This window comes from Pseudomonas sp. Cab53 (assembly GCF_018325965.1).
GTDB lineage: Bacteria > Pseudomonadota > Gammaproteobacteria > Pseudomonadales > Pseudomonadaceae > Aquipseudomonas > Aquipseudomonas chlororaphis_E.
The window spans coordinates 5,631,597-5,649,596 of sequence record NZ_AP021902.1 but is presented as its reverse complement, the minus strand read 5'-3'; the positions used below and the strand labels follow the sequence as shown (position 1 = coordinate 5,649,596).

Genomic DNA, 18,000 nt, shown 5'->3' with positions numbered 1-18,000 from the left:
GCATTCAGCGTCTGGACTGTGATTGTGGCCCTCGGTGGCCGGCAGTAGGTTGAAACGATCTGCTACCGGAGAACACCACCATGCCCGAGTACAAAGCCCCGTTGCGCGACATGCGCTTTCTGATCGATCACGTCTTCGATTTCCCTGGCCGTTACGCCGAACTGGGGGCCAGCGATGCCAGCCCGGACATGATCAACGCGATCCTCGAAGAGGGCGCCCGGTTCTGCGAGAACGTGCTGGCGCCTCTTAATCGCTCCGGTGATGAAGAGGGCTGTCATTTCGACAACGGTGTCGTCACCACGCCGGCAGGTTTCAAGCAGGCGTTCGCCCAATACGTGGAAGGCGGCTGGCACGGGCTCGCGGCGGATCCGGCGTATGGCGGCCAGGGCTTGCCCAGTTCCCTGGGGCTGGTCATCAGCGAGATGGTCGGCTCCAGCAACACTTCATGGGGCATGTACCCGGGCCTGACGCACGGCGCGATGTCGGCCATCCACGCCCACGGCACCGAAGCCCAGAAGCAGACCTACCTGAGCAAACTCACCGCCGGTCAATGGACCGGCACTATGTGTCTCACCGAAGCCCACTGCGGCACCGACCTGGGCATTATCAAGACCCGCGCCGTGCCCCAGGCCGACGGCAGCTATGGGATCACCGGCAGCAAGATCTTCATTTCCGCCGGCGAACACGACATGAGCGAGAACATCGTCCATCTGGTCCTCGCCAAGCTGCCGGACGCGCCGGCCGGGACCAAAGGCATTTCGTTGTTCATCGTGCCCAAGTTCCTGCCCGACGCCACGGGTGAAGCCGGCGAGCGCAATGGCGTGTCCTGTGGCTCGATCGAACACAAGATGGGCATCAAGGCGTCGGCCACCTGTGTGTTGAACTTCGACGAGGCCAAGGGATTCCTGATCGGCGAGCCGAACAAAGGCCTCAATTGCATGTTCACCATGATGAACCACGCCCGGCTCGGCACCGGCATGCAGGGCCTCTGCCTGGGCGAGGCCAGCTTCCAGGGCGCCATCGGCTATGCCAACGACCGCTTGCAGATGCGTTCGCTGACCGGCCCCAAGGCCCCGGAAAAACCCGCCGACCCGATCATCGTCCACCCGGACGTGCGCCGGATGCTGCTGACCATGAAAGCCTTCAATGAAGGTAACCGGGCGCTGACGTACTTCACCGCGCAGTTGCTCGACACCGCGCACCTGAGCGCCGACGAGGCGGCTCGCCAGGAGGCCGAGGACCTGCTGGCCTTCCTCACGCCGATCTGCAAGGCCTTCATGACCGACACCGGGCTCGAGGTGACGAACCACGGCATGCAGGTGTTTGGCGGGCATGGCTTCATTCGCGAATGGGGCATGGAGCAACTGGTGCGGGACTGCCGCATTGCGCCGATCTATGAAGGCACCAACGGCATCCAGGCCCTGGACCTGCTGGGCCGCAAGGTGTTGGGCAGCCAAGGCAAGTTGTTGCGTGGGTTCACCAAGATCGTTCACACGTTCTGTGTCGCGAACGCCGAACATCCGCAGCTCAAGGATTACGTCGCGCAGCTCGACGGGCTCAACCGACAGTGGGGCGAGCTGACCACTCAGGTGGGCATGGCCGCGATCAAAAACCCGGACGAGGTGGGCGCCGCGTCCGTCGACTACCTGATGTACAGCGGTTACATCATCCTGGCCTACCTGTGGTTGCGCATGGCCTTGGTCGCCCAGTCGCATCTGGAGCGCGGCGACGGTGACGGCGATTTCTGCCGCAGCAAACTGGCGACCTGCGAGTTCTACTTCAAGCGTCTGCTGCCGCGCACTGCCGCTCATCGGGCCGCAGTCGAGGCGGGCAGCGATTGCCTGATGCAGCTGCCGGCGGAGTCGTTTGCCTTCTGAGTGGCAGCAACAGGCTTGGCGGGGCGCTTGCGCCCGCCGAGTCGTTAGTGACTAAAAATAACAATAAAGTCACACGTTGACCCTATGTGTCGTAAAAGTTGTTGAGGTACACTCCGGCCACTGCAAAAACCGTTTTCTTACGAACCAACTGTTTAGATCCTGCGAGGTTTGCCATGGCTGACTACAAAGCGCCCCTGCGCGATATGCGCTTCGTCCTCAATGAAGTGTTCGAGGTCGCAAAACTCTGGGCCGAGTTGCCGGCATTGGCCGAGACCGTCGACGCCGAAACCGTCGAAGCGATTCTCGAAGAAGCCGGCAAAGTCACCAGCAAAAGTATCGCGCCCCTCAGCCGTGCCGCAGACGAAGAAGGCTGCCATTGGGCTGACGGCACCGTCACCACGCCGGCCGGTTTCCCACAGGCCTACAAGACGTACGCTGAAGGCGGTTGGGTCGGTGTCGGCGGTGATCCGGCGTACGGCGGCATGGGCATGCCCAAGGCGGTCTCGGCCCAGGTTGAGGAAATGGTCAACTCCGCCAGCCTGTCTTTCGGCCTGTACCCGATGCTGACCGCCGGCGCCTGCCTGTCGATCAACGCCCACGCCAGCGAAGAACTGAAGGCGGCCTACCTGCCGAACATGTACGCCGGCGTCTGGGCGGGCTCCATGTGCCTGACCGAGCCGCACGCCGGTACTGACCTGGGGATCATCCGCACCAAGGCCGAACCTCAGGCGGATGGCCGCTACAAGGTCAGCGGCACGAAGATCTTCATCACCGGCGGCGAACACGACCTCACCGAAAACATCATCCACCTGGTGCTGGCCAAGTTGCCGGACGCGCCAGCGGGCCCGAAAGGCATTTCGTTGTTCCTGGTGCCCAAGTTCCTGGTCAATGCCGATGGCAGCCTGGGCGCGCGCAACGCCGCCCACTGCGGCTCGATCGAACACAAGATGGGCATCCAGGCATCCGCCACCTGCGTGATGAACTTTGACGACGCGGTCGGTTACCTGGTCGGCGAACCGAACAAGGGCCTGGCGGCGATGTTCACCATGATGAACTACGAACGCCTGGGCGTGGGTATCCAGGGCCTGGCCACCGGTGAGCGTTCCTACCAGAACGCCATCGAATACGCCCGTGACCGCCTGCAAAGCCGTTCGCCGACCGGCGCGCAGAACAAGGACAAGGCGGCCGACCCGATCATCGTTCACCCCGACGTGCGTCGGATGCTCTTGACCATGAAAGCCTCGAACGAGGGCGGCCGGGCATTCTCCACTTACGTGGCGATGCAACTGGACACCGCCAAATTCAGCGAAGACGCGGCCACCCGCAAGCGCGCCGAAGACCTGGTGGCGTTGCTGACACCGGTGGCGAAGGCGTTCCTGACCGACCTGGGCCTGGAGACCACCGTTCATGGCCAGCAGATCTTCGGCGGCCACGGCTACATTCGTGAGTGGGGCCAGGAGCAACTGGTGCGTGATGTGCGCATTACCCAGATCTACGAGGGCACCAACGGTATCCAGGCACTGGACCTGGTCGGGCGCAAGATCGTCGGCAGTGGCGGCGCGTTCTATCGCCTGTTCGCCGATGAGATCCGCCACTTCACCGCTACCGCCAGTGGCGACCTGGCCGAGTTCACCCAGCCGCTGAACGCGGCGCTCGGCACGTTGGACGAGCTGACCCAATGGCTGTTGGACCAGGCGAAAACCAACCCCAATGAAATTGGCGCTGCGTCGGTGGAATACCTCCAGGCGTTCGGTTACACCGCGTACGCCTACATGTGGGCGTTGATGGCCAAGGCCGCCCTGGGCAAGGAAGGCGAGGATGATTTCTACGCGAGCAAGCTGGGCACGGCGCGTTTCTATTTCGCCCGCCTGCTGCCGCGCATTCATTCCCTGAGCGCCAGTGTGAAGGCCGGTAGCGAATCGTTGTTCCTGCTGGACGCTGGACAGTTCTGACCCGGAGGTGATGTGTAAGCATTTGCTTACACATCGTGCTGGCGTTTTCCCTCTACCGGCGGATTGGATCCACCGTTAATCTACTTCACATGGACGTCGCGCAGGATGCGCAAAAGTTACAGCACGGACACGTAGGATTCTGCCAGGAAGGCGGAGTGAAATGGATGTCAGGGAAACAGTCTGCAAAGCCCCGCCTCGGCGGGGTTTTCTTTTGCCCGCGTTTTTATCCGGGGCTTCTTTTCGGTTGTCTCTGAACCCTGACGAGCGGTCAGGTGTCAATGAGCTATATGGCAACGTAGCCATGATCAACCAGGAGCCAACCCATGGATTTTATTCGTATCATCATCGCCATCCTGCTGCCGCCGCTGGGCGTATTCCTGCAAGTGGGCTTCGGCGGGGCTTTCTGGCTGAATATCCTGCTGACGCTGCTAGGCTACATTCCAGGCATCGTTCACGCGGTCTATATCATCGCCAAGCGCTGAACAATCTCATCGAGAATCCTGTGGGAGCGAGCTCCCACAACTTCTTCATTTCCCTAGACAACGCCGCCCATCACCTTGCGATAGAACAACCACTCATGCTCCAGCGCATGGGCCTGGTTCACCGCCTTGCGAAAACCGTGGCGCTCATCCGGATAATAATGGGCCTCGACCGTGACGCCGTTGTCCTCCAGCGCACGGACCATATCGCGGGTCTGCTGTGGCACGACCACGGCATCCAGTTCCCCTTGAAAGAAGATCACCGGTGTGCGGATTCGATCCGCGTGTAGCAGCGGCGTGCGTGAGCGGTAGCGTTCGACGTCCCGTTGCGGGTCGCCAATCAGCCAGTCCAGGTAATCGCCTTCGAACTTGTGCGTGGCGCGGGCCAGGGCGACAGGATCGCTGACGCCATAGAGGCTGGCGCCGGCCTGGAACACCTCTCGAAACGCCAGGGCGCAAAGAGCCGTGTAGCCGCCGGCGCTGCCGCCACGGATGAACGCATGCTCACCGTCGACCAGGCCCTGCTCGGCGAGGTAGGTGACCACCGCGCAGGCATCCTCGACATCCACCACCCCCAATTCAGGTGCAAGGCTTGTCGATAGGCCCGGCCATAGCCGCTGCTGCCACGGTAATTGAGGTCGGCAACGGCAAAGCCGCGGTGGGTCCAATACTGAATGCGAGGATCGAACACCGGGTAGCAGGCCGAGGTGGGACCACCATGGATGAACACCACCAACGGCGGCTTCTCCTGGCTGTCCATGGCCGGGTAAAAGAAGCCATGGGCCTGACCCGCACCGCTGGGGTAGCGCAACGTGCGCGGACGGCTGACCTGCGCGGCGGGCAGTGGCGCGACGCCGCCGGCCAGCACCGCGACGCCGGCACTGTGCCGCTCGATCGCGATCACCGCTGACGGTAGGGTGGGCGAGGCGGCGATGGCGTAGATGAATTGCTCGTCCAGGGCCAGGCTGCGAAAGCGCGTGTAGGCGCCGGTGTAGTCCTGGCTTACGTCCCCGGCGCAACACAGACCCAGCCGGCCAAACCCCGCTTCGGTCCAACTCGCCAGGTAAGTGTGTTCGTCCAGCGGCAGCCAGGTGCAACCACCCATTTGCCACGGCGCCGGTGCGTGATCGGCTTGAGCGGCGGGCAGTGGTTGCAAGCCGTCGGCCGATTCGATCCAGGGCTGCCAGTAACCGCCGCGATCGGTCAGGCAGTAAAGACGATTCGAAGCATCGAAACGTGGCTGCTGGATGGACTCTTCGGCAGCATCGCCGGCCACACAGCGTGGCTCGCCCCACCCCGAGCCCTTGCGTTCGGCCAGCATCAATCGCGTGGCCGTCCAGGGCTGATGCGGCCGGCTCCATTCGATCCACGCCAGTCGCTGGCCATCGGCGCTGACGGTCGGCGAGGCGTAGAAATCCGCGCCTTCGGCCAGCAATTGACGCTGACGGTCCGCCAGGCCTATGGCCACCAGCCGATGCCGATCGGCCTGCTGCTCCACCGCCAGTACCTGGCCGCGGGCGACGCTGAGGTCTCCATGGCGACAGTCGCCCGAGGTCAGTGCCACGGGGCGTTCGGCCCCCAGTGCCTGGCGATAGATCTGCTGGTCGGTCTCATTGACGAACACCACGCCTTCGTCGTCCAGGCAAAACGCGCCGCCGCCGTATTCGTATACGCGGCTGTTGGCGCTGAACCCGTCCGGGGTCAGGCATCGTGCCTGGGCGCCTTGCCAATGCCAGATCCGGCAGGCCCCGTCGCCAGGCCGGTATTCATTCCAGAACAGGCCCAGCGGGCTTACCCGCAGCTCGGCGAAGTCGGTGCCGGCGGCAACGGCCTGGGCGGCGCTGAACGGATCAGCTTTTGGCGATGAGGCGTGAGTTTCGTTCATTGCGAAAGGCCAGTTGCTCGATGGTCTGGGTGGCGTGCTCGGCGTCTTCACGCGCCTGGAGAATCACCCCGTGATGTTCTGACTTGCTGCACACCGGGTCGGCGTTGCTGGCATCCCCCGTCAGCATGAAGGCCTGGCAGCGACAACCACCGAAATCCTGCTCCTTTTCATCGCAGGAACGGCAGGGCTCGGGCATCCAATCGTAGCCGCGAAAGCGGTTGAAGCCGAACGAGTCGTACCAGATGTGCTGCATGCTGTGGTCGCGCACATTGGGAAACTGCACCGGCAACTGTCGGGCGCCGTGACAGGGCAGGGCGGTGCCGTCCGGGGTGACGGTCAGGAAGAGGCTGCCCCAGCCATTCATGCAGGCCTTGGGGCGTTCCTCGTAGTAGTCCGGGGTGACGAAGATCAACTTGCACGGGTGGCCTTCGGCCTCAAGCCTGGCGCGATATTCGTTGGTAATGCGCTCGGCGCGCACCAATTGTTCCCGGGTGGGCAGCAGACCCACGCGATTGAGCTGCGCCCAGCCGTAGAACTGGCACGTGGCGAGCTCGACGAAGTCGGCTTCCAGGGCAATGCACAGCTCGATGATGCGATCGATCTTGTCGATGTTGTGCCGATGAGTCACGAAGTTCAGCACCATCGGATAACCGTGGGCCTTCACCGCCCGGGCCATTTCCAGTTTTTGCGCAAAGGCTTTCTTCGAGCCGGCCAGCAGGTTGTTCACCTGTTCGTCGCTGGCCTGGAAGCTGATCTGGATATGGTCCAGGCCGGCCTTCTTGAAGTCGCTGATCTTCTGCTCGGTCAAGCCGATGCCGGAGGTGATCAGGTTGGTGTAGAAGCCCAGCCTGCGGGCCTCGCCGATCAGCTCGGCCAGGTCCTGGCGTACCAGAGGCTCGCCACCGGAAAAACCCAGTTGCGCGGCGCCCATTTCCCGGGCTTCGCGAAAGACCTTGAACCACTGCTCGGTGCTCAGCTCCTTGCCTTGTTCGGCGAAGTCCAGCGGGTTGGAGCAGTACGGGCATTGCAGCGGGCAGCGATAAGTCAGCTCCGCCAGCAACCATAGCGGCAGGCCGACTTCGGGTTTGGCCGGCAGGCCGCTGGCCTCAGGCAAGTTCGATCCAGTGTTCTGCACGGGCGACCTCCATGAATTGCTCGATGTCGTCACCGAGTTCCGGCACGTCCGGGAACTGTTTGGCCAGTTCGCCGATGATGGCCGCGACATCCCGCTCGCCGTCGATCAGGCCGCCGATCAGCGCCGCGCTGTCGTTGAGCTTGATCATGCCTTCAGGATAGAGCAGCACGTGGCCTTTCTGTGCCGGTTCGTACTGGAAGCGATAGCCGGGACGCCAGCGAGGGGTTTTGCTGCGGTCGAAACTCATAGGGGGATTCCTGTGTGCCACACCCGTTCTCCGGTCACGCTGTGATAGGGCGGGCGATTCAATTCGTAGGCCATGCTCATGGCGTCGAGCATGCTCCAGAGGATGTCCAGTTTGAACTGGAGGATTTGCAGCATGCGCTCCTGGCCTTCGCGAGTGGTGTAGTGCTGCAGGGTAATTGCCAGCCCATGTTCGACATCGCGGCGGGCCTGGCCCAGGCGGGTGCGGAAGTACTCATAGCCTGCCGGGTCGATCCATGGGTAATGCTGCGGCCAGCTGTCCAGGCGCGACTGGTGGATCTGCGGGGCGAACAATTCGGTCAACGAGCTGCTGGCGGCTTCTTGCCAGGACGCCCGGCGGGCAAAGTTGACGTAGGCGTCCACGGCGAAGCGCACCCCCGGCAGCACCAGCTCCTGGGAGCGCAGTTGATCGGGGTCCAGGCCCACGGCCTGGCCCAGCCGTAGCCAGGCCTCGATACCGCCGTCTTCTCCGGGCGCGCCATCATGGTCGAGCAGGCGCTGGATCCACTCGCGACGGATTTCCCGGTCCGGGCAATTGGCCAGGATTGCGGCATCCTTGAGCGGGATGTTCACCTGGTAGTAAAAGCGATTCGCGACCCAGCCCTGGATCTGCTCGCGAGTGGCGCGGCCTTCATACATCGCCACGTGATACGGGTGATGGATGTGGTAATACGCACCCTTGGCACGCAGGGCCGCTTCGAACTCGGCGGGGGGCAGGGGGGTGTCAGTCATTTTGATTCTCCGGGAAATGCCCGTGGGGTCTGTGGCGTCAGGGCTGGCCCCATCGCGAGCAAGCTCGCTCCCACAGTAGTTCGAGTTGCATTGGATATCCGATTCACAGCAAAACCAGTGTGGGAGCGAGCTTGCTCGCGAAGGCGTCCTCTCAGCCAGCACAAGCGTTGACTGACGCACCGCAAGCTCGCCCCACATTGGTTCCGCCCTTCTTACAACTCAATACTCATTCCGTCGTAAGCCACTTCAATCTTTCGGCGTACAAGCTCGGCCCGCTCGGGCGAGTCTTCATCGAGGATCGGGTTGGTGTTGTTGATATGGATAAGGATCTTGCGCTGGTTGGGCAGTTGTTCCAGCACCTCCAGCATCCCGCCGGGGCCGCTCTGGGCCAGGTGCCCCATCTCGCGGCCGGTGCGGGTGCCGACGCCACGGCGTTGCATCTCATCGTCGTCCCACATCGTGCCGTCCACCAGCAGGCAGTCGCTGCCGGCCATGATCTCCAGCAGCGGCCCATCGACCTTGCCCAGGCCCGGAGCGTAGAACAGCTTGCCGCCGGTGCGCAGGTCTTCGACGATCAGGCCGATGTTATCGCCCGGGTGCGGGTCGAAGCGGTGCGGTGAATAGGGCGGCGCGGCGCTGCGCAGGGGCAGTGGCGTGAAACGCAGGTTCGGGCAGGCGGCGATGGTGAAGCTTTGGTCGAGCTCGATACGATTCCAGCTCAACCCGCCGTTCCAGTGGGTCAACATGTTGAACAGCGGAAAACCGGTGCTCAGGTCCTCATGGACCATGTCGGTGCACCACACCTGGTGCGGGCAACCTTCACGCAGGCTCAGCAGGCCGGTGGTGTGGTCGATCTGGCTGTCCATCAGGATGATGGCGCCAATGCCGGTGTCCCGCAGGGCGCGGCCAGGCTGCATCGGGGCGAAGCTTTGGAGTTGCGCGCGAATGTCCGGGGAAGCGTTGCACAACACCCAACTCACGCCGTCATCGGAAATCGCGATGGACGACTGGGTGCGCGCCTGGGCCCGCAGGCTGCCGTTGCGAAAACCTGCGCAATTGACGCAGTTGCAGTTCCACTGGGGGAAACCGCCGCCGGCGGCGGAACCTAGAATCTGGACAAACATGGCCACTCCATCTGCAAACCAAAATAAAAACGCCCCGGTTGACCGAGGCGTTGTGCTGCGTGCTCAAGTGCCTGCAACGATCAACGGCTGGCGAAGTACATGGTGACTTCGAAACCGATACGCAGGTCGATATATGCGGGTTTGGACCAGGACATGGGAATACTCCTTTGGTTGGGGTGGGACGGTTGGGATCTATACATATAGTCCACCTCCGTTCGGAGATGTTCAGATGCTTAGGCGACTATGTTACTAAATTAAACAATTTTCAGGCCGCGATTCTCGGAGAAAGCTCTTTGCAGCGCCGGTAACGATCAGTCCCAGCTTTGCCACGGCGAACCCCCGCCGGCCCCGTTGGCCAGGCAAAACCAGCTGCCTTCGGCATCGATCAGGCGCTGGGCGGCTGCCATTAACCGCGTCCGATCCACCTGTTGGAGAGCCTCAGGCAAGCGTTGGGGGTAATCCGACGGGTGGCCGGCCAGCCGGGCTTGCCAGAGCAGCTCGGCCGCTTGCGGAGCCGGCAGGACATCCCCCTGGAGCTGAGCAGCGAGGCTGCGTTGCGAGTTGCCCAGGGCCAGGTCCTCGGTCTGCTCGATCAAGTCCGGCAGGTCATTGAGGAACTGCTCGATATGCCCGATCAGCGTCGTGGCGCACGCATGGGGCGACTGGACGCCGAACAGCAGGCCGGTGTGCCCGTCGAGCTGTTTCAAGCCACTGAACACGCCATAGCCCAGTTGTAGGTCGACCCGCAGGCGCTGATAAAACGGCGCCTGGCACAACTGCGCCAACAGCCGCCATTCGGCCTCGTCCGACAGCGTCGTAGTGGGTGCCGGACAAAACAACAACACGGCGTGTTCGTCGCCATGGGTCTGCAGGTTTTTCCATAGGCGCCGCCCTGCGGGCCATTTCAGCGGATCGGAGTCCTGGCTGCCGATGCCCGGCACCCGGGCCAGCACCGGGCCCATGGCCCCTTGAGCCACCGTTGAAAGCCCCACGGCCAGTCCATCCCACTGGGCGCTTGCCCAGAGGTCCTCATCGCGAGCCCCAATGGGCAATGGCGGTACCGATAAACGGCTGCAACACCCCGGCAGGGCCTTCAATAGATGTCGAATCGGCATCGGCGGCGCTTCGTGTGCGGCGCGGGCCGTTGGCAGCGGCTCCCCCAGTTTCGCCAGCACATGTTCGAGCACCGACGGCATGGGCGCTTGCAGGCCCACCAGTTTCAACAGCCATTGGTGGCCGGACGGCTCGAAGGTGATGTCCACGCCGGCCTGGCGGGCATCCTCGTACAGGTCGTGCAGATGCCGGTCGAGCCTGGTCTGAAGGTCCGGCGGTGCCTGGGTGGTCAAGCGCCAGCGCAGGTACACCGCGCCTTCGCGGTTGTGGTTCGCCAGCGCCGGGCTGAACGACATGGGCGAGCGCTCTCGGCGGCCCCGGGAGCGGTCCTGGGCGAAGGTGCGCAACCCGCGATGGGCGCTGGTCTGGCCGCGTATCAGGCCGGCGCGGGGCGCTTCGTCGGGTGTTTGCAGGAAGGGGTTGGGCGCGGGCAAATGCCATTCGCCGATCACATCAGTGGCCGGGTGCAATTGCCTGAGGATTTCCCTGAGTCTCGCGAGGTCGTGCTCCGACAGGGGCGCATCGAGCCCTTCGCTGTCCCAGCGAGCGAGTTGCAACGCCGAACCGGTTTCCTGCCGACGCTGCAAGCGGGCGCTGAACGCGCTGCGCAACGACGCCCAGTCATCCTGGGCGGCAAAGAAACCCAGCCAATCGTGGAGTAACGCCTGGATGTCGTTCGACGCTTGATCAGCGATGAGCTTGAGTTCGAGGTGCAACAGCGCTTGCCCGGCAAATTCATGCAACACGCTGGCCTTGAGGCTGTCCGCCAGGCCACGCTGACGCAACGCTGCCAGCAGGCCGCCCGGCTTGCTGGATTCCAGCCACGTGCAGAGAAACGCCAGGGCTTGGGGCGAGGCGTCAGGAAGTTGTTCGAAGGCAAACAGCAGGTCGAGGCTGTCATTGTCGAGCTGTTGATAGTGAGGCTGGGCCGTTGCCATCAACGGCGGCGGCAGTTGCCTGCGCACCGCTTCGCCCCTTGGCAGTTGCTCACCGAATTGTTCGGCCAGCGCCATCAGCGCCTCGACGCTCTGCGGGCCCACCAGGCTCAGGCGCATTTGGCCACTCTGGTAAAACCGTTGGTAGAAGCTGTGCAAGGCCGCTTGGAATTCGGCTTGAGAAACCGCCAGGCTGTCGCGGTTGCCGGCATAAAAGCCGCGTAGCGGATGGGTCGCCGACAGCCCATTGTGCAGGGCAAGCTGTCGCTGGGCGGTCGCGTCTTGGGACCAGGCGACGAACTCAGCCTGGAGCACTTCTCGTTCGCGCAACTGATCGGCTTCATCCAGGCGCGGATGCGTAAGCATGTCCCCGAGCCGTTCAAGTCCGCCGCTGAAGGCCGCTGGGGGGACTTCGAAGAAGAAGTCGGTGGTGCGTTCGCTGGTGCGTGCGTTGACCTGACCGCCGTGCCGTTGCACGTAGGCCATCAGGTTCTCGCCGACGGGGAAACGCTGGGTACCCAGGAAGAACAGATGTTCGAGCAGATGCGCCATTCCAGGCCAGGCCAGGGGCTCGTCATGGCTGCCGGCCGCCACCCGCAGCACGGCGGCGCTGCGCTTCAGGCCAGGGACGTGACGCACGGTCACCTGCAGGCCGTTGGCCAGGGTTTCAGGAGTCAGGCGAGGGGAATCGGGGGCCGGCATGAGCGCTTCCAGGACAGAGATGCGCTCATGCTAGCGGATTAGACCGTGTCAGTGCTTGTGCAAGTCGCCGTAAAGCTCTGGGCGGCGATCGTGCAAGTAGTTGTAGGCTGTGCGAGCGTCGTCCATCACTTGCCGATCCAGTTCCCCCACGATCAAGGCCTCGTCCAACCCCGCCAACGCGGCCCGGCTGCCATCCGGCGCGGCAATGCTGCTTTGGCCGCAGTACTGCAGTTCACCCTCGTGGCCGCAGTAGTTGGCGTAGGCCACGAAACACTGGTTCTCGATGGCCCGGGCGCGCACGGTGACATCGGCGATGAAGTCATAAGGCTGCATATTGGCGGTCGGCACCAGGATCAGTTCGGCACCGGCCAGGGCCAGGCGCCGGGCGTTCTCCGGGAACTCCAGGTCGTAGCAGATCAACATGCCGAGCTTCCAGCCATTGAGCTCCACGATCGGCAGCGCATTGTCCCCGGCGCTGAACATCGCGTGATCGAGATCGCCGAACAAGTGGCTTTTGCGGTAGTTGGCCAGGCGTTCGCCCTGGGCGTCGATCAATTGCACCGCGTTGTAGATCTGCCCGTCTTCGCTGCGTTCGGGGTAGCCATAGACAATCGCCAGCCCGGCCGCCTTGGCAATGCGGCCGACCTGTTGCGCCCATTCGCCGTTATAGACCTCGGCCAATACGTTCACCGCGTCGACGCCGATGTTGTAGCCGGTCAGGAACATCTCCGGCAGCACCAGCACATCGGCGCCCCTGGCTTCCAGCGCGATCTGGTGCAGGCGTTGCAGGTTAGCGGCCGGATCCAGTGGCAACGGTGGGCATTGATAGAGGGCTACGCGCATCGACAACTCCTTTTATTCAGGCAGGGCGATCGGACCGATCTCATGGAACACATCGCCTGGACCCGGGTTCTCGGCGTGGGTCTTTCCGCCGAAGTGCTTCATGATTCCCCACACGGCATTGAGCGAGGTCTGTACCGCGCCTTCAACCCAGGCGGGTGTCCATGAGACGTCATCGCCGGCGATAAAGATCCCGCGTTGTTCAGCCGGCATGTCGTCCTGCATGAAATGCGCGTACATGCGCTGGTTGTAGCGATAGTGGCCGGGCAGGGCGCCCTTGAAGGCACCGAGGAAATGCGGGTCGGCTTCCCAGGACACGGTGATCGGGTCGCCGATGATCCGCGCGGCGATGTCCACCTTGGGGTAGATTTTTTTCAGCGCGTCGAGGGCCAGCTTCACCCGTTTCTCCACCGGGTGCGGGAGCATTTTCAGCGCATCGCTCATCCAGGAGTAGGACAGGCAAATCACCCCCGGCTTGTCGTCGCCGTTGTCGAACAGGTACGTGCCGCGGGTCAGGCGATCGGTCAGGGTCATGCTCATCAGGTCGCGGCCGGTTTCCGGGTCCTTGTCCTTCCAGAACGGCCGGTCGACCATCACGAACGTCTTCGACGATTGCATGTAGCGGGTGCGGTCCAGGGCCATCCACATCTTCTGCGAGAACAGCGCCTCTTCGCATTCGATCTGGGTGGTCAGCAGCCAGCTCTGGCAGGTGACCAGTACGGCGGCATATTCGCGGGTGTCGCCCCAGACGTCCGTCACGCTGAAGCGATCGTCGGCGGCCCGGGCGATGCGCTTCACGCCGCTGCGCGGAGCGCCCAGGTGCAACGAACTCAGGCTGGTGCCCTGGGGCCAGTGCGCGCAGCGTTCCGGCACGTGCTTCCAGATGCCGTAGGGCACTTGCTCGACGCCACCGACGACCAGGTGCTGGTGATCGTCGCAGTTGGTCATCACCACGCGGAAAATTTCCAGCATCGAGTTGGGGAAGTCCGAATCCCAGCCACCCGTGCCGAAACCGACCTGGCCGAACACCTCGCGGTGTTGGAAAGAGAGTTTGGCGAAGGCCTTGGAAGTGGCCACGAAGTCGTAGAACGTGCGGTCATCCCACAGGGGGACGAGGGTGTTCCACAGTGCCTTTAGGCGCGGCACGTCGCGGTCGCGGATCGCCTGCTGGATCTCGCCGAAGCGCGAGCGATCCTCCAGGGCGTCGGCCCAGGCGTCCGCCACTTCCTGGAACAAGGCCGGCAGGTCGGCCATTTTCTCGGCGTAGTAGGTCTGGCCCTCGAGGTCGATGACCGTGCTGCCCGAGGCTGGGGTCAACGGGTTGGGAAACGGTTTGGTTTCCAGGCCCAGCTTGTCGACGTAGTGGTAGAACGCCGTGGAAGACACCGGGAAACGCATGCCGCCCAACTCGGCGATCACCCCTTCGGCGCCATTGAATGGTTGGGAGCGCAGCCGCCCACCCATTTTCGACGCTTCATAGACCACGGGCTTGAGGCCCAGCTTCATCAATTCGTACGCCGCCACCAGCCCGGCGATCCCGGCCCCGACAATCGCCACCTCCGCACCCAGGTTCTCGGCAGGAATGCTGCCCAGCCCCGCCGGGTGCTCGATCCAGTCGTCAAAAGCGAAAGGGAAGTCCGGCCCGAAGATAGTGATGGGTTTCTTACCGTCTGCTGGATGGCGATTGTGCTTGTTCATGGCGGACCTTGATGGGCGACTCGACGCAAAGCTCGCGTCTGAGTATAGGAAAGATGCCAGCCATTCTAGGGAGTGGGAGATACGTTAATAAGACACAATATGTCGTCATTTTTATGTGTGATGAGTCGATTTGACGTATTTGACAGTCTTAATGACAAAAATCCTTCCCGTGGGAACGAGCCTGCTCACGAAGGACGTATGTCTGCGATGCAGGCACTGCCTGGTCTCACGCAATCACGAGCAGCCGCGCGCTCACAAGTGCGGGTTCTAGAGCGGCTGGCCCCGGTCGATCTTGCTGCTGAGGATGATCGAGGTGGTGGTCTTTTCCACGCCGTCCACGCTGCCGATCTGGTCCAGCAACTGATCCAGCTGTTCTGGCGAATCGGTGCGCAGCCAGGCCACGTAATCGAACTCGCCACTGACGGCACAAAGCTGCTGGACCTGGGCCATGGCGCTCAGGCGCCGCAGCACGTCCTTGCCGGAGCGCGGCTGGACCTTGATGCCGACGTAGGCCTGCAAGCCGCCATCAATCAGCCGCTGGCCGAGGCGCACGCCGTATCCGGTGATGACCTTGGTCTTTTCCAGGCGCGCCAGTCGTGAGGTCACGGTCGTCCGGGCGATGCCCAGTTGCCGGGCGAGCATGGCGACGCTTTCCCGGGCATTGATTTGCAGGGCCGCGATCAGTTGGCGGTCGATTTCGTCGAGGACGGGGGGACGGGTGTCAGCCAAGGCGGGCTCCGGCGTGGGCGTTGTGGGCGAACATGTTACAGGTTCTCTGGCTGGAAATAGCCGATGGCCGGTAATGTCAGCGCGCGCCAGGCAGGTGCCAAGTGTGTTTGCGTGGCCCTGAGCCAGATACCGTCCTGGCAGACCAGCGGTTCAACCGGCAATTGCAGCAGCGCGGACAGCGGCAAGGACCGCACGGAGCCCGGGTCATCATCGTCCTCGGCTGCCCAATCCCGTTCGAAACACCGGACTTGCACATGATCGTTGCCGAAGCGTTCGAACAGCGGACGGTTGCCCAGCCATTGCGGGTGCACCCGCAGCGTGTGTTCCTGGACATCGAGCAGCAGCAACTGCCAGCCTCGATAGTGGCCACAAAGCTCGGTTACATCTGTCGCCATGCGGGTCAGGGCGAGATAGCGGCCTTTCGGTGACCAGATCATTGAAGGCGCCAGCTCGTTCAGCGCGCAGCCAGAGGCTGTCAGCAGATGGCCGCCGAGCCGTGGCGAGCTGGCGCGGATCCAGCTGTCGCCGTACTCCGTTTCACTGCCGAACAGCCAGGCGGCGTCCTGGCCTCCCGGTGCGGGCTGGATAAAATCGCCGTCGGCATTGGCCACCTGGGGGCGATCCACTTGGCGCCAGGGGGCGACGCTGTGTAGCTGAGAGCCGGTCACGCGCAGCTCTACGGCGTTGTAGAACAGCCGGGATCGCTCGTCGGGATGAAAGAACGACGGATCGCTGCCGACCGGTGGCGCAGGGATGTCGAAGCGTTGCAGTGCATTGCCTTCAAGGTCCTGGCCCAGGCGGCCGGCAATCGTCGCCAGGCTCAGCAGGCCATTACGGAAATCAAGCACGCGGGCCACCCACAGGGGCGGTCCTTGCAACAGGCTGCGTGCCGGCACATCGACCACCACCGCATGGGTGGCCAACGTCATCGTTTCGGCAAAAGGCAACAGCGCCAGATACCGTCCGCAGTCCGACACCCGATGATCCAGCAGCCAGCGCCCAGGCAGTTGCCAGTCACCGATCTGGCAACGATAAGCGCCCATGCCGGCGTGATTGTCGGTCAGCCAGGTCAGGTGGGCGCAGAGGCCACCCAGCAACGGCTGTGTCTCGATGAACGCGTCACCTCGTCGGCCCTCACTGTCCAACGGCAGCACGATGCTCATCCGGGTCAACTGAAACTCGGCCACCTGCACGCGACCCTGGGCATCGTGACCTGCCTGGGTTTCGGTATCGCCGTGGATGCTGTCGAGGCGATAACCATGCCGGCCAAGGGACGGGCGTGGGTAATCCAGGTATGCACCTATGCGCACATGATGGGCGTCGAGACCGAGCACGTCACCCCAGTAAAAGGACGGCTCAACGTCATGCTTCACCCAGGGTGAGGGAAGGGCGCGCCAGCCCTGGTCGGCGTGCCACAACCAGTACCGGTCGCCCTCGGAACTGCCGCCCTGCTCCTGGGCCTGGCACACCAGAGCGTGCTGATCGGAGCTCCAGACAATGGCCGTATCGGCGCCCATCAACAGGCCGGAGGGCTGCTCATTGACGCTGATGGCATAGCGCGGTGACACCAGCGGCGCCAGGGGTTGGGGCAGGTCGCGAAACACCGGAGGCAGTGAAAGCCTGCCCGTCAGGCAGTGTTGCCCGTCGGCAGAGCGGCGCTCGATCGTGTGCGCGATAGCGTCCGGGTAACTGCCAGGTTCCAGCCAGAGGTCGGCGACGGGTACCAGTTCGGCGACGCGGGCGGTTTGCAGCAATTCATCGAGCCGGGCCTGGCGGGCGCCATCGTCCACCAGCGGGCTGTGGCGACCCGCCAGCCCGTTGAGGTCCAGCGTGTCCAATTCCCAGAACTCGCTGTTGTCGCAGCGATAGACCCGCCGCTGCTGGCGGTCAAGCACGACTAACCCCCAAGCCTGCCGGGACGGTACGGTTGCCGCAAAGTAACGTCCATCCGCCGAGAACACCGCCGAAGACCCGAGACCTTGTAACAGCACACCGTCGGGGAACAGGTAGTCGCAATAGGTCGGGCCCCCCATCGCGATTTCACTGTGATTGAACGTCCGGATCGGCTCGCCCTCGGGCGTCAACTGCGGCTCGCCGCCACCCCAGGCACTCGGGCCCTTGACCGGTTCCACCACCAGGCCAAGGCGCCGCTCCCACGTGCTGACGCCCGCGAGCCCGCCGATGATCGCGGCGATCGCCGCCAGGATGCCCCACCACTCGGGCAGCGCCCTGCCCAGGCTGAAGCCCAGGCCAAACACCGCGCCAATCGTCAATCGGGCCAGGCCTCGGGCGGTCGATCGAAAGCCCAGGCGCACCGCCAGACCCATCGACACGCCGAGCAACAGCACCGTCAGCAAGGCCAACACCGGCGGCATCACCGTGACGAAAAAGGCCGGCACCACCAGGATGCCCAGTTGCCAGAACAGATCGAGAAACAGTCGGGGGAGGCTGGGGCTGGCGATGATGGACGTCTCTGGGAGGGGAGGGAGGAACGAGGCAACCACCCTCTCAAAAACGCAAAAGCCGCGCAATGCG

General features: G+C 63.3%; 13 protein-coding genes and 1 pseudogene. 3 read left to right on the top strand and 11 right to left on the bottom strand.

Annotated features, from left to right (window positions below; genetic code table 11):
• Window positions 1-80 precede the first annotated feature (80 nt).
• The 3 genes from KI241_RS24885 to KI241_RS24875 all read left to right on the top strand — a co-directional run bounded on the left by KI241_RS24885 (window position 81) and on the right by KI241_RS24875 (window position 4,311).
• The gene (locus KI241_RS24885; protein WP_212803091.1) at window positions 81-1,877 is read left to right on the top strand and encodes an acyl-CoA dehydrogenase C-terminal domain-containing protein; all 1,797 of its coding nucleotides are present in this window, start codon (window positions 81-83) and stop codon (window positions 1,875-1,877) included.
• A 173-nt stretch (window positions 1,878-2,050) separates the two neighbouring features.
• The gene (locus KI241_RS24880; protein ID WP_047735936.1) at window positions 2,051-3,829 is read left to right on the top strand and encodes an acyl-CoA dehydrogenase C-terminal domain-containing protein; all 1,779 of its coding nucleotides are present in this window, start codon (window positions 2,051-2,053) and stop codon (window positions 3,827-3,829) included.
• Window positions 3,830-4,152: 323 nt separating this feature from the next.
• Complete coding sequence (locus tag KI241_RS24875) at window positions 4,153-4,311, top strand: YqaE/Pmp3 family membrane protein (RefSeq protein ID WP_003177654.1); 159 nt, start codon at window positions 4,153-4,155, stop codon at window positions 4,309-4,311.
• Between the two features lie 53 nt (window positions 4,312-4,364).
• On the opposite strand, the pseudogene KI241_RS24870 reads toward KI241_RS24875, so the two are convergent.
• The 11 genes and pseudogenes from KI241_RS24870 to KI241_RS24820 all read right to left on the bottom strand — a co-directional run bounded on the left by KI241_RS24870 (window position 4,365) and on the right by KI241_RS24820 (window position 17,969).
• Window positions 4,365-6,193: pseudogene (locus tag KI241_RS24870) on the bottom strand (S9 family peptidase).
• Window positions 6,159-7,328 carry a pyrroloquinoline quinone biosynthesis protein PqqE gene (gene pqqE / locus KI241_RS24865; protein WP_212803090.1) on the bottom strand — a complete coding sequence of 390 codons (1,170 nt, stop codon included), beginning with the start codon at window positions 7,326-7,328 and terminating at the stop codon, window positions 6,159-6,161. Before pqqE ends, KI241_RS24870 begins: the two are co-directional and overlap by 35 nt.
• Complete coding sequence (gene pqqD / locus KI241_RS24860) at window positions 7,300-7,575, bottom strand: pyrroloquinoline quinone biosynthesis peptide chaperone PqqD (protein WP_042730665.1); 276 nt, start codon at window positions 7,573-7,575, stop codon at window positions 7,300-7,302. The genes pqqE and pqqD overlap by 29 nt, the downstream gene beginning before the upstream one ends.
• The gene (gene pqqC, locus KI241_RS24855; protein WP_042730664.1) at window positions 7,572-8,324 is read right to left on the bottom strand and encodes a pyrroloquinoline-quinone synthase PqqC; all 753 of its coding nucleotides are present in this window, start codon (window positions 8,322-8,324) and stop codon (window positions 7,572-7,574) included. The genes pqqD and pqqC overlap by 4 nt, the downstream gene beginning before the upstream one ends.
• 212 nt (window positions 8,325-8,536) lie before the next feature.
• On the bottom strand, window positions 8,537-9,448 hold the full coding sequence (gene pqqB, locus KI241_RS24850; protein WP_212803089.1) for a pyrroloquinoline quinone biosynthesis protein PqqB: 912 nt from the start codon (window positions 9,446-9,448) through the stop codon (window positions 8,537-8,539).
• Window positions 9,449-9,528: 80 nt separating this feature from the next.
• Complete coding sequence (gene pqqA / locus KI241_RS24845) at window positions 9,529-9,603, bottom strand: pyrroloquinoline quinone precursor peptide PqqA (RefSeq protein ID WP_003177660.1); 75 nt, start codon at window positions 9,601-9,603, stop codon at window positions 9,529-9,531.
• A gap of 156 nt (window positions 9,604-9,759) precedes the next feature.
• Window positions 9,760-12,198 carry a pyrroloquinoline quinone biosynthesis protein PqqF gene (pqqF, locus tag KI241_RS24840; RefSeq protein WP_212803088.1) on the bottom strand — a complete coding sequence of 813 codons (2,439 nt, stop codon included), beginning with the start codon at window positions 12,196-12,198 and terminating at the stop codon, window positions 9,760-9,762.
• 48 nt (window positions 12,199-12,246) lie between these two features.
• Window positions 12,247-13,041, bottom strand: a complete 795-nt coding sequence (locus KI241_RS24835) for a carbon-nitrogen hydrolase family protein (protein WP_042729758.1) — start codon at window positions 13,039-13,041, stop codon at window positions 12,247-12,249.
• A 12-nt stretch (window positions 13,042-13,053) separates the two neighbouring features.
• Window positions 13,054-14,736: an NAD(P)/FAD-dependent oxidoreductase gene (locus tag KI241_RS24830; protein WP_042729757.1), complete on the bottom strand. Its 1,683-nt coding sequence runs from the start codon at window positions 14,734-14,736 to the stop codon at window positions 13,054-13,056.
• 267 nt (window positions 14,737-15,003) lie between these two features.
• Window positions 15,004-15,465: an Lrp/AsnC family transcriptional regulator gene (locus KI241_RS24825; RefSeq protein ID WP_042729756.1), complete on the bottom strand. Its 462-nt coding sequence runs from the start codon at window positions 15,463-15,465 to the stop codon at window positions 15,004-15,006.
• 35 nt (window positions 15,466-15,500) lie between these two features.
• Window positions 15,501-17,969 carry a hypothetical protein gene (locus KI241_RS24820; protein ID WP_042729761.1) on the bottom strand — a complete coding sequence of 823 codons (2,469 nt, stop codon included), beginning with the start codon at window positions 17,967-17,969 and terminating at the stop codon, window positions 15,501-15,503.
• Window positions 17,970-18,000: the final 31 nt, after the last annotated feature.

Coding starts and splice junctions, on each gene's coding strand:
- KI241_RS24875 (WP_003177654.1), top strand. CDS start 4,153: ATGGATTTTATTCGTATCATCATCGCCATCCTGCTGCCGCCGCTGGGC.
- pqqD (WP_042730665.1), bottom strand. CDS start 7,575: ATGAGTTTCGACCGCAGCAAAACCCCTCGCTGGCGTCCCGGCTATCGC.
- pqqF (WP_212803088.1), bottom strand. CDS start 12,198: ATGCCGGCCCCCGATTCCCCTCGCCTGACTCCTGAAACCCTGGCCAAC.
- KI241_RS24885 (WP_212803091.1), top strand. CDS start 81: ATGCCCGAGTACAAAGCCCCGTTGCGCGACATGCGCTTTCTGATCGAT.
- KI241_RS24880 (WP_047735936.1), top strand. CDS start 2,051: ATGGCTGACTACAAAGCGCCCCTGCGCGATATGCGCTTCGTCCTCAAT.
- KI241_RS24835 (WP_042729758.1), bottom strand. CDS start 13,041: ATGCGCGTAGCCCTCTATCAATGCCCACCGTTGCCACTGGATCCGGCC.
- KI241_RS24830 (WP_042729757.1), bottom strand. CDS start 14,736: ATGAACAAGCACAATCGCCATCCAGCAGACGGTAAGAAACCCATCACT.
- pqqC (WP_042730664.1), bottom strand. CDS start 8,324: ATGACTGACACCCCCCTGCCCCCCGCCGAGTTCGAAGCGGCCCTGCGT.
- pqqB (WP_212803089.1), bottom strand. CDS start 9,448: ATGTTTGTCCAGATTCTAGGTTCCGCCGCCGGCGGCGGTTTCCCCCAG.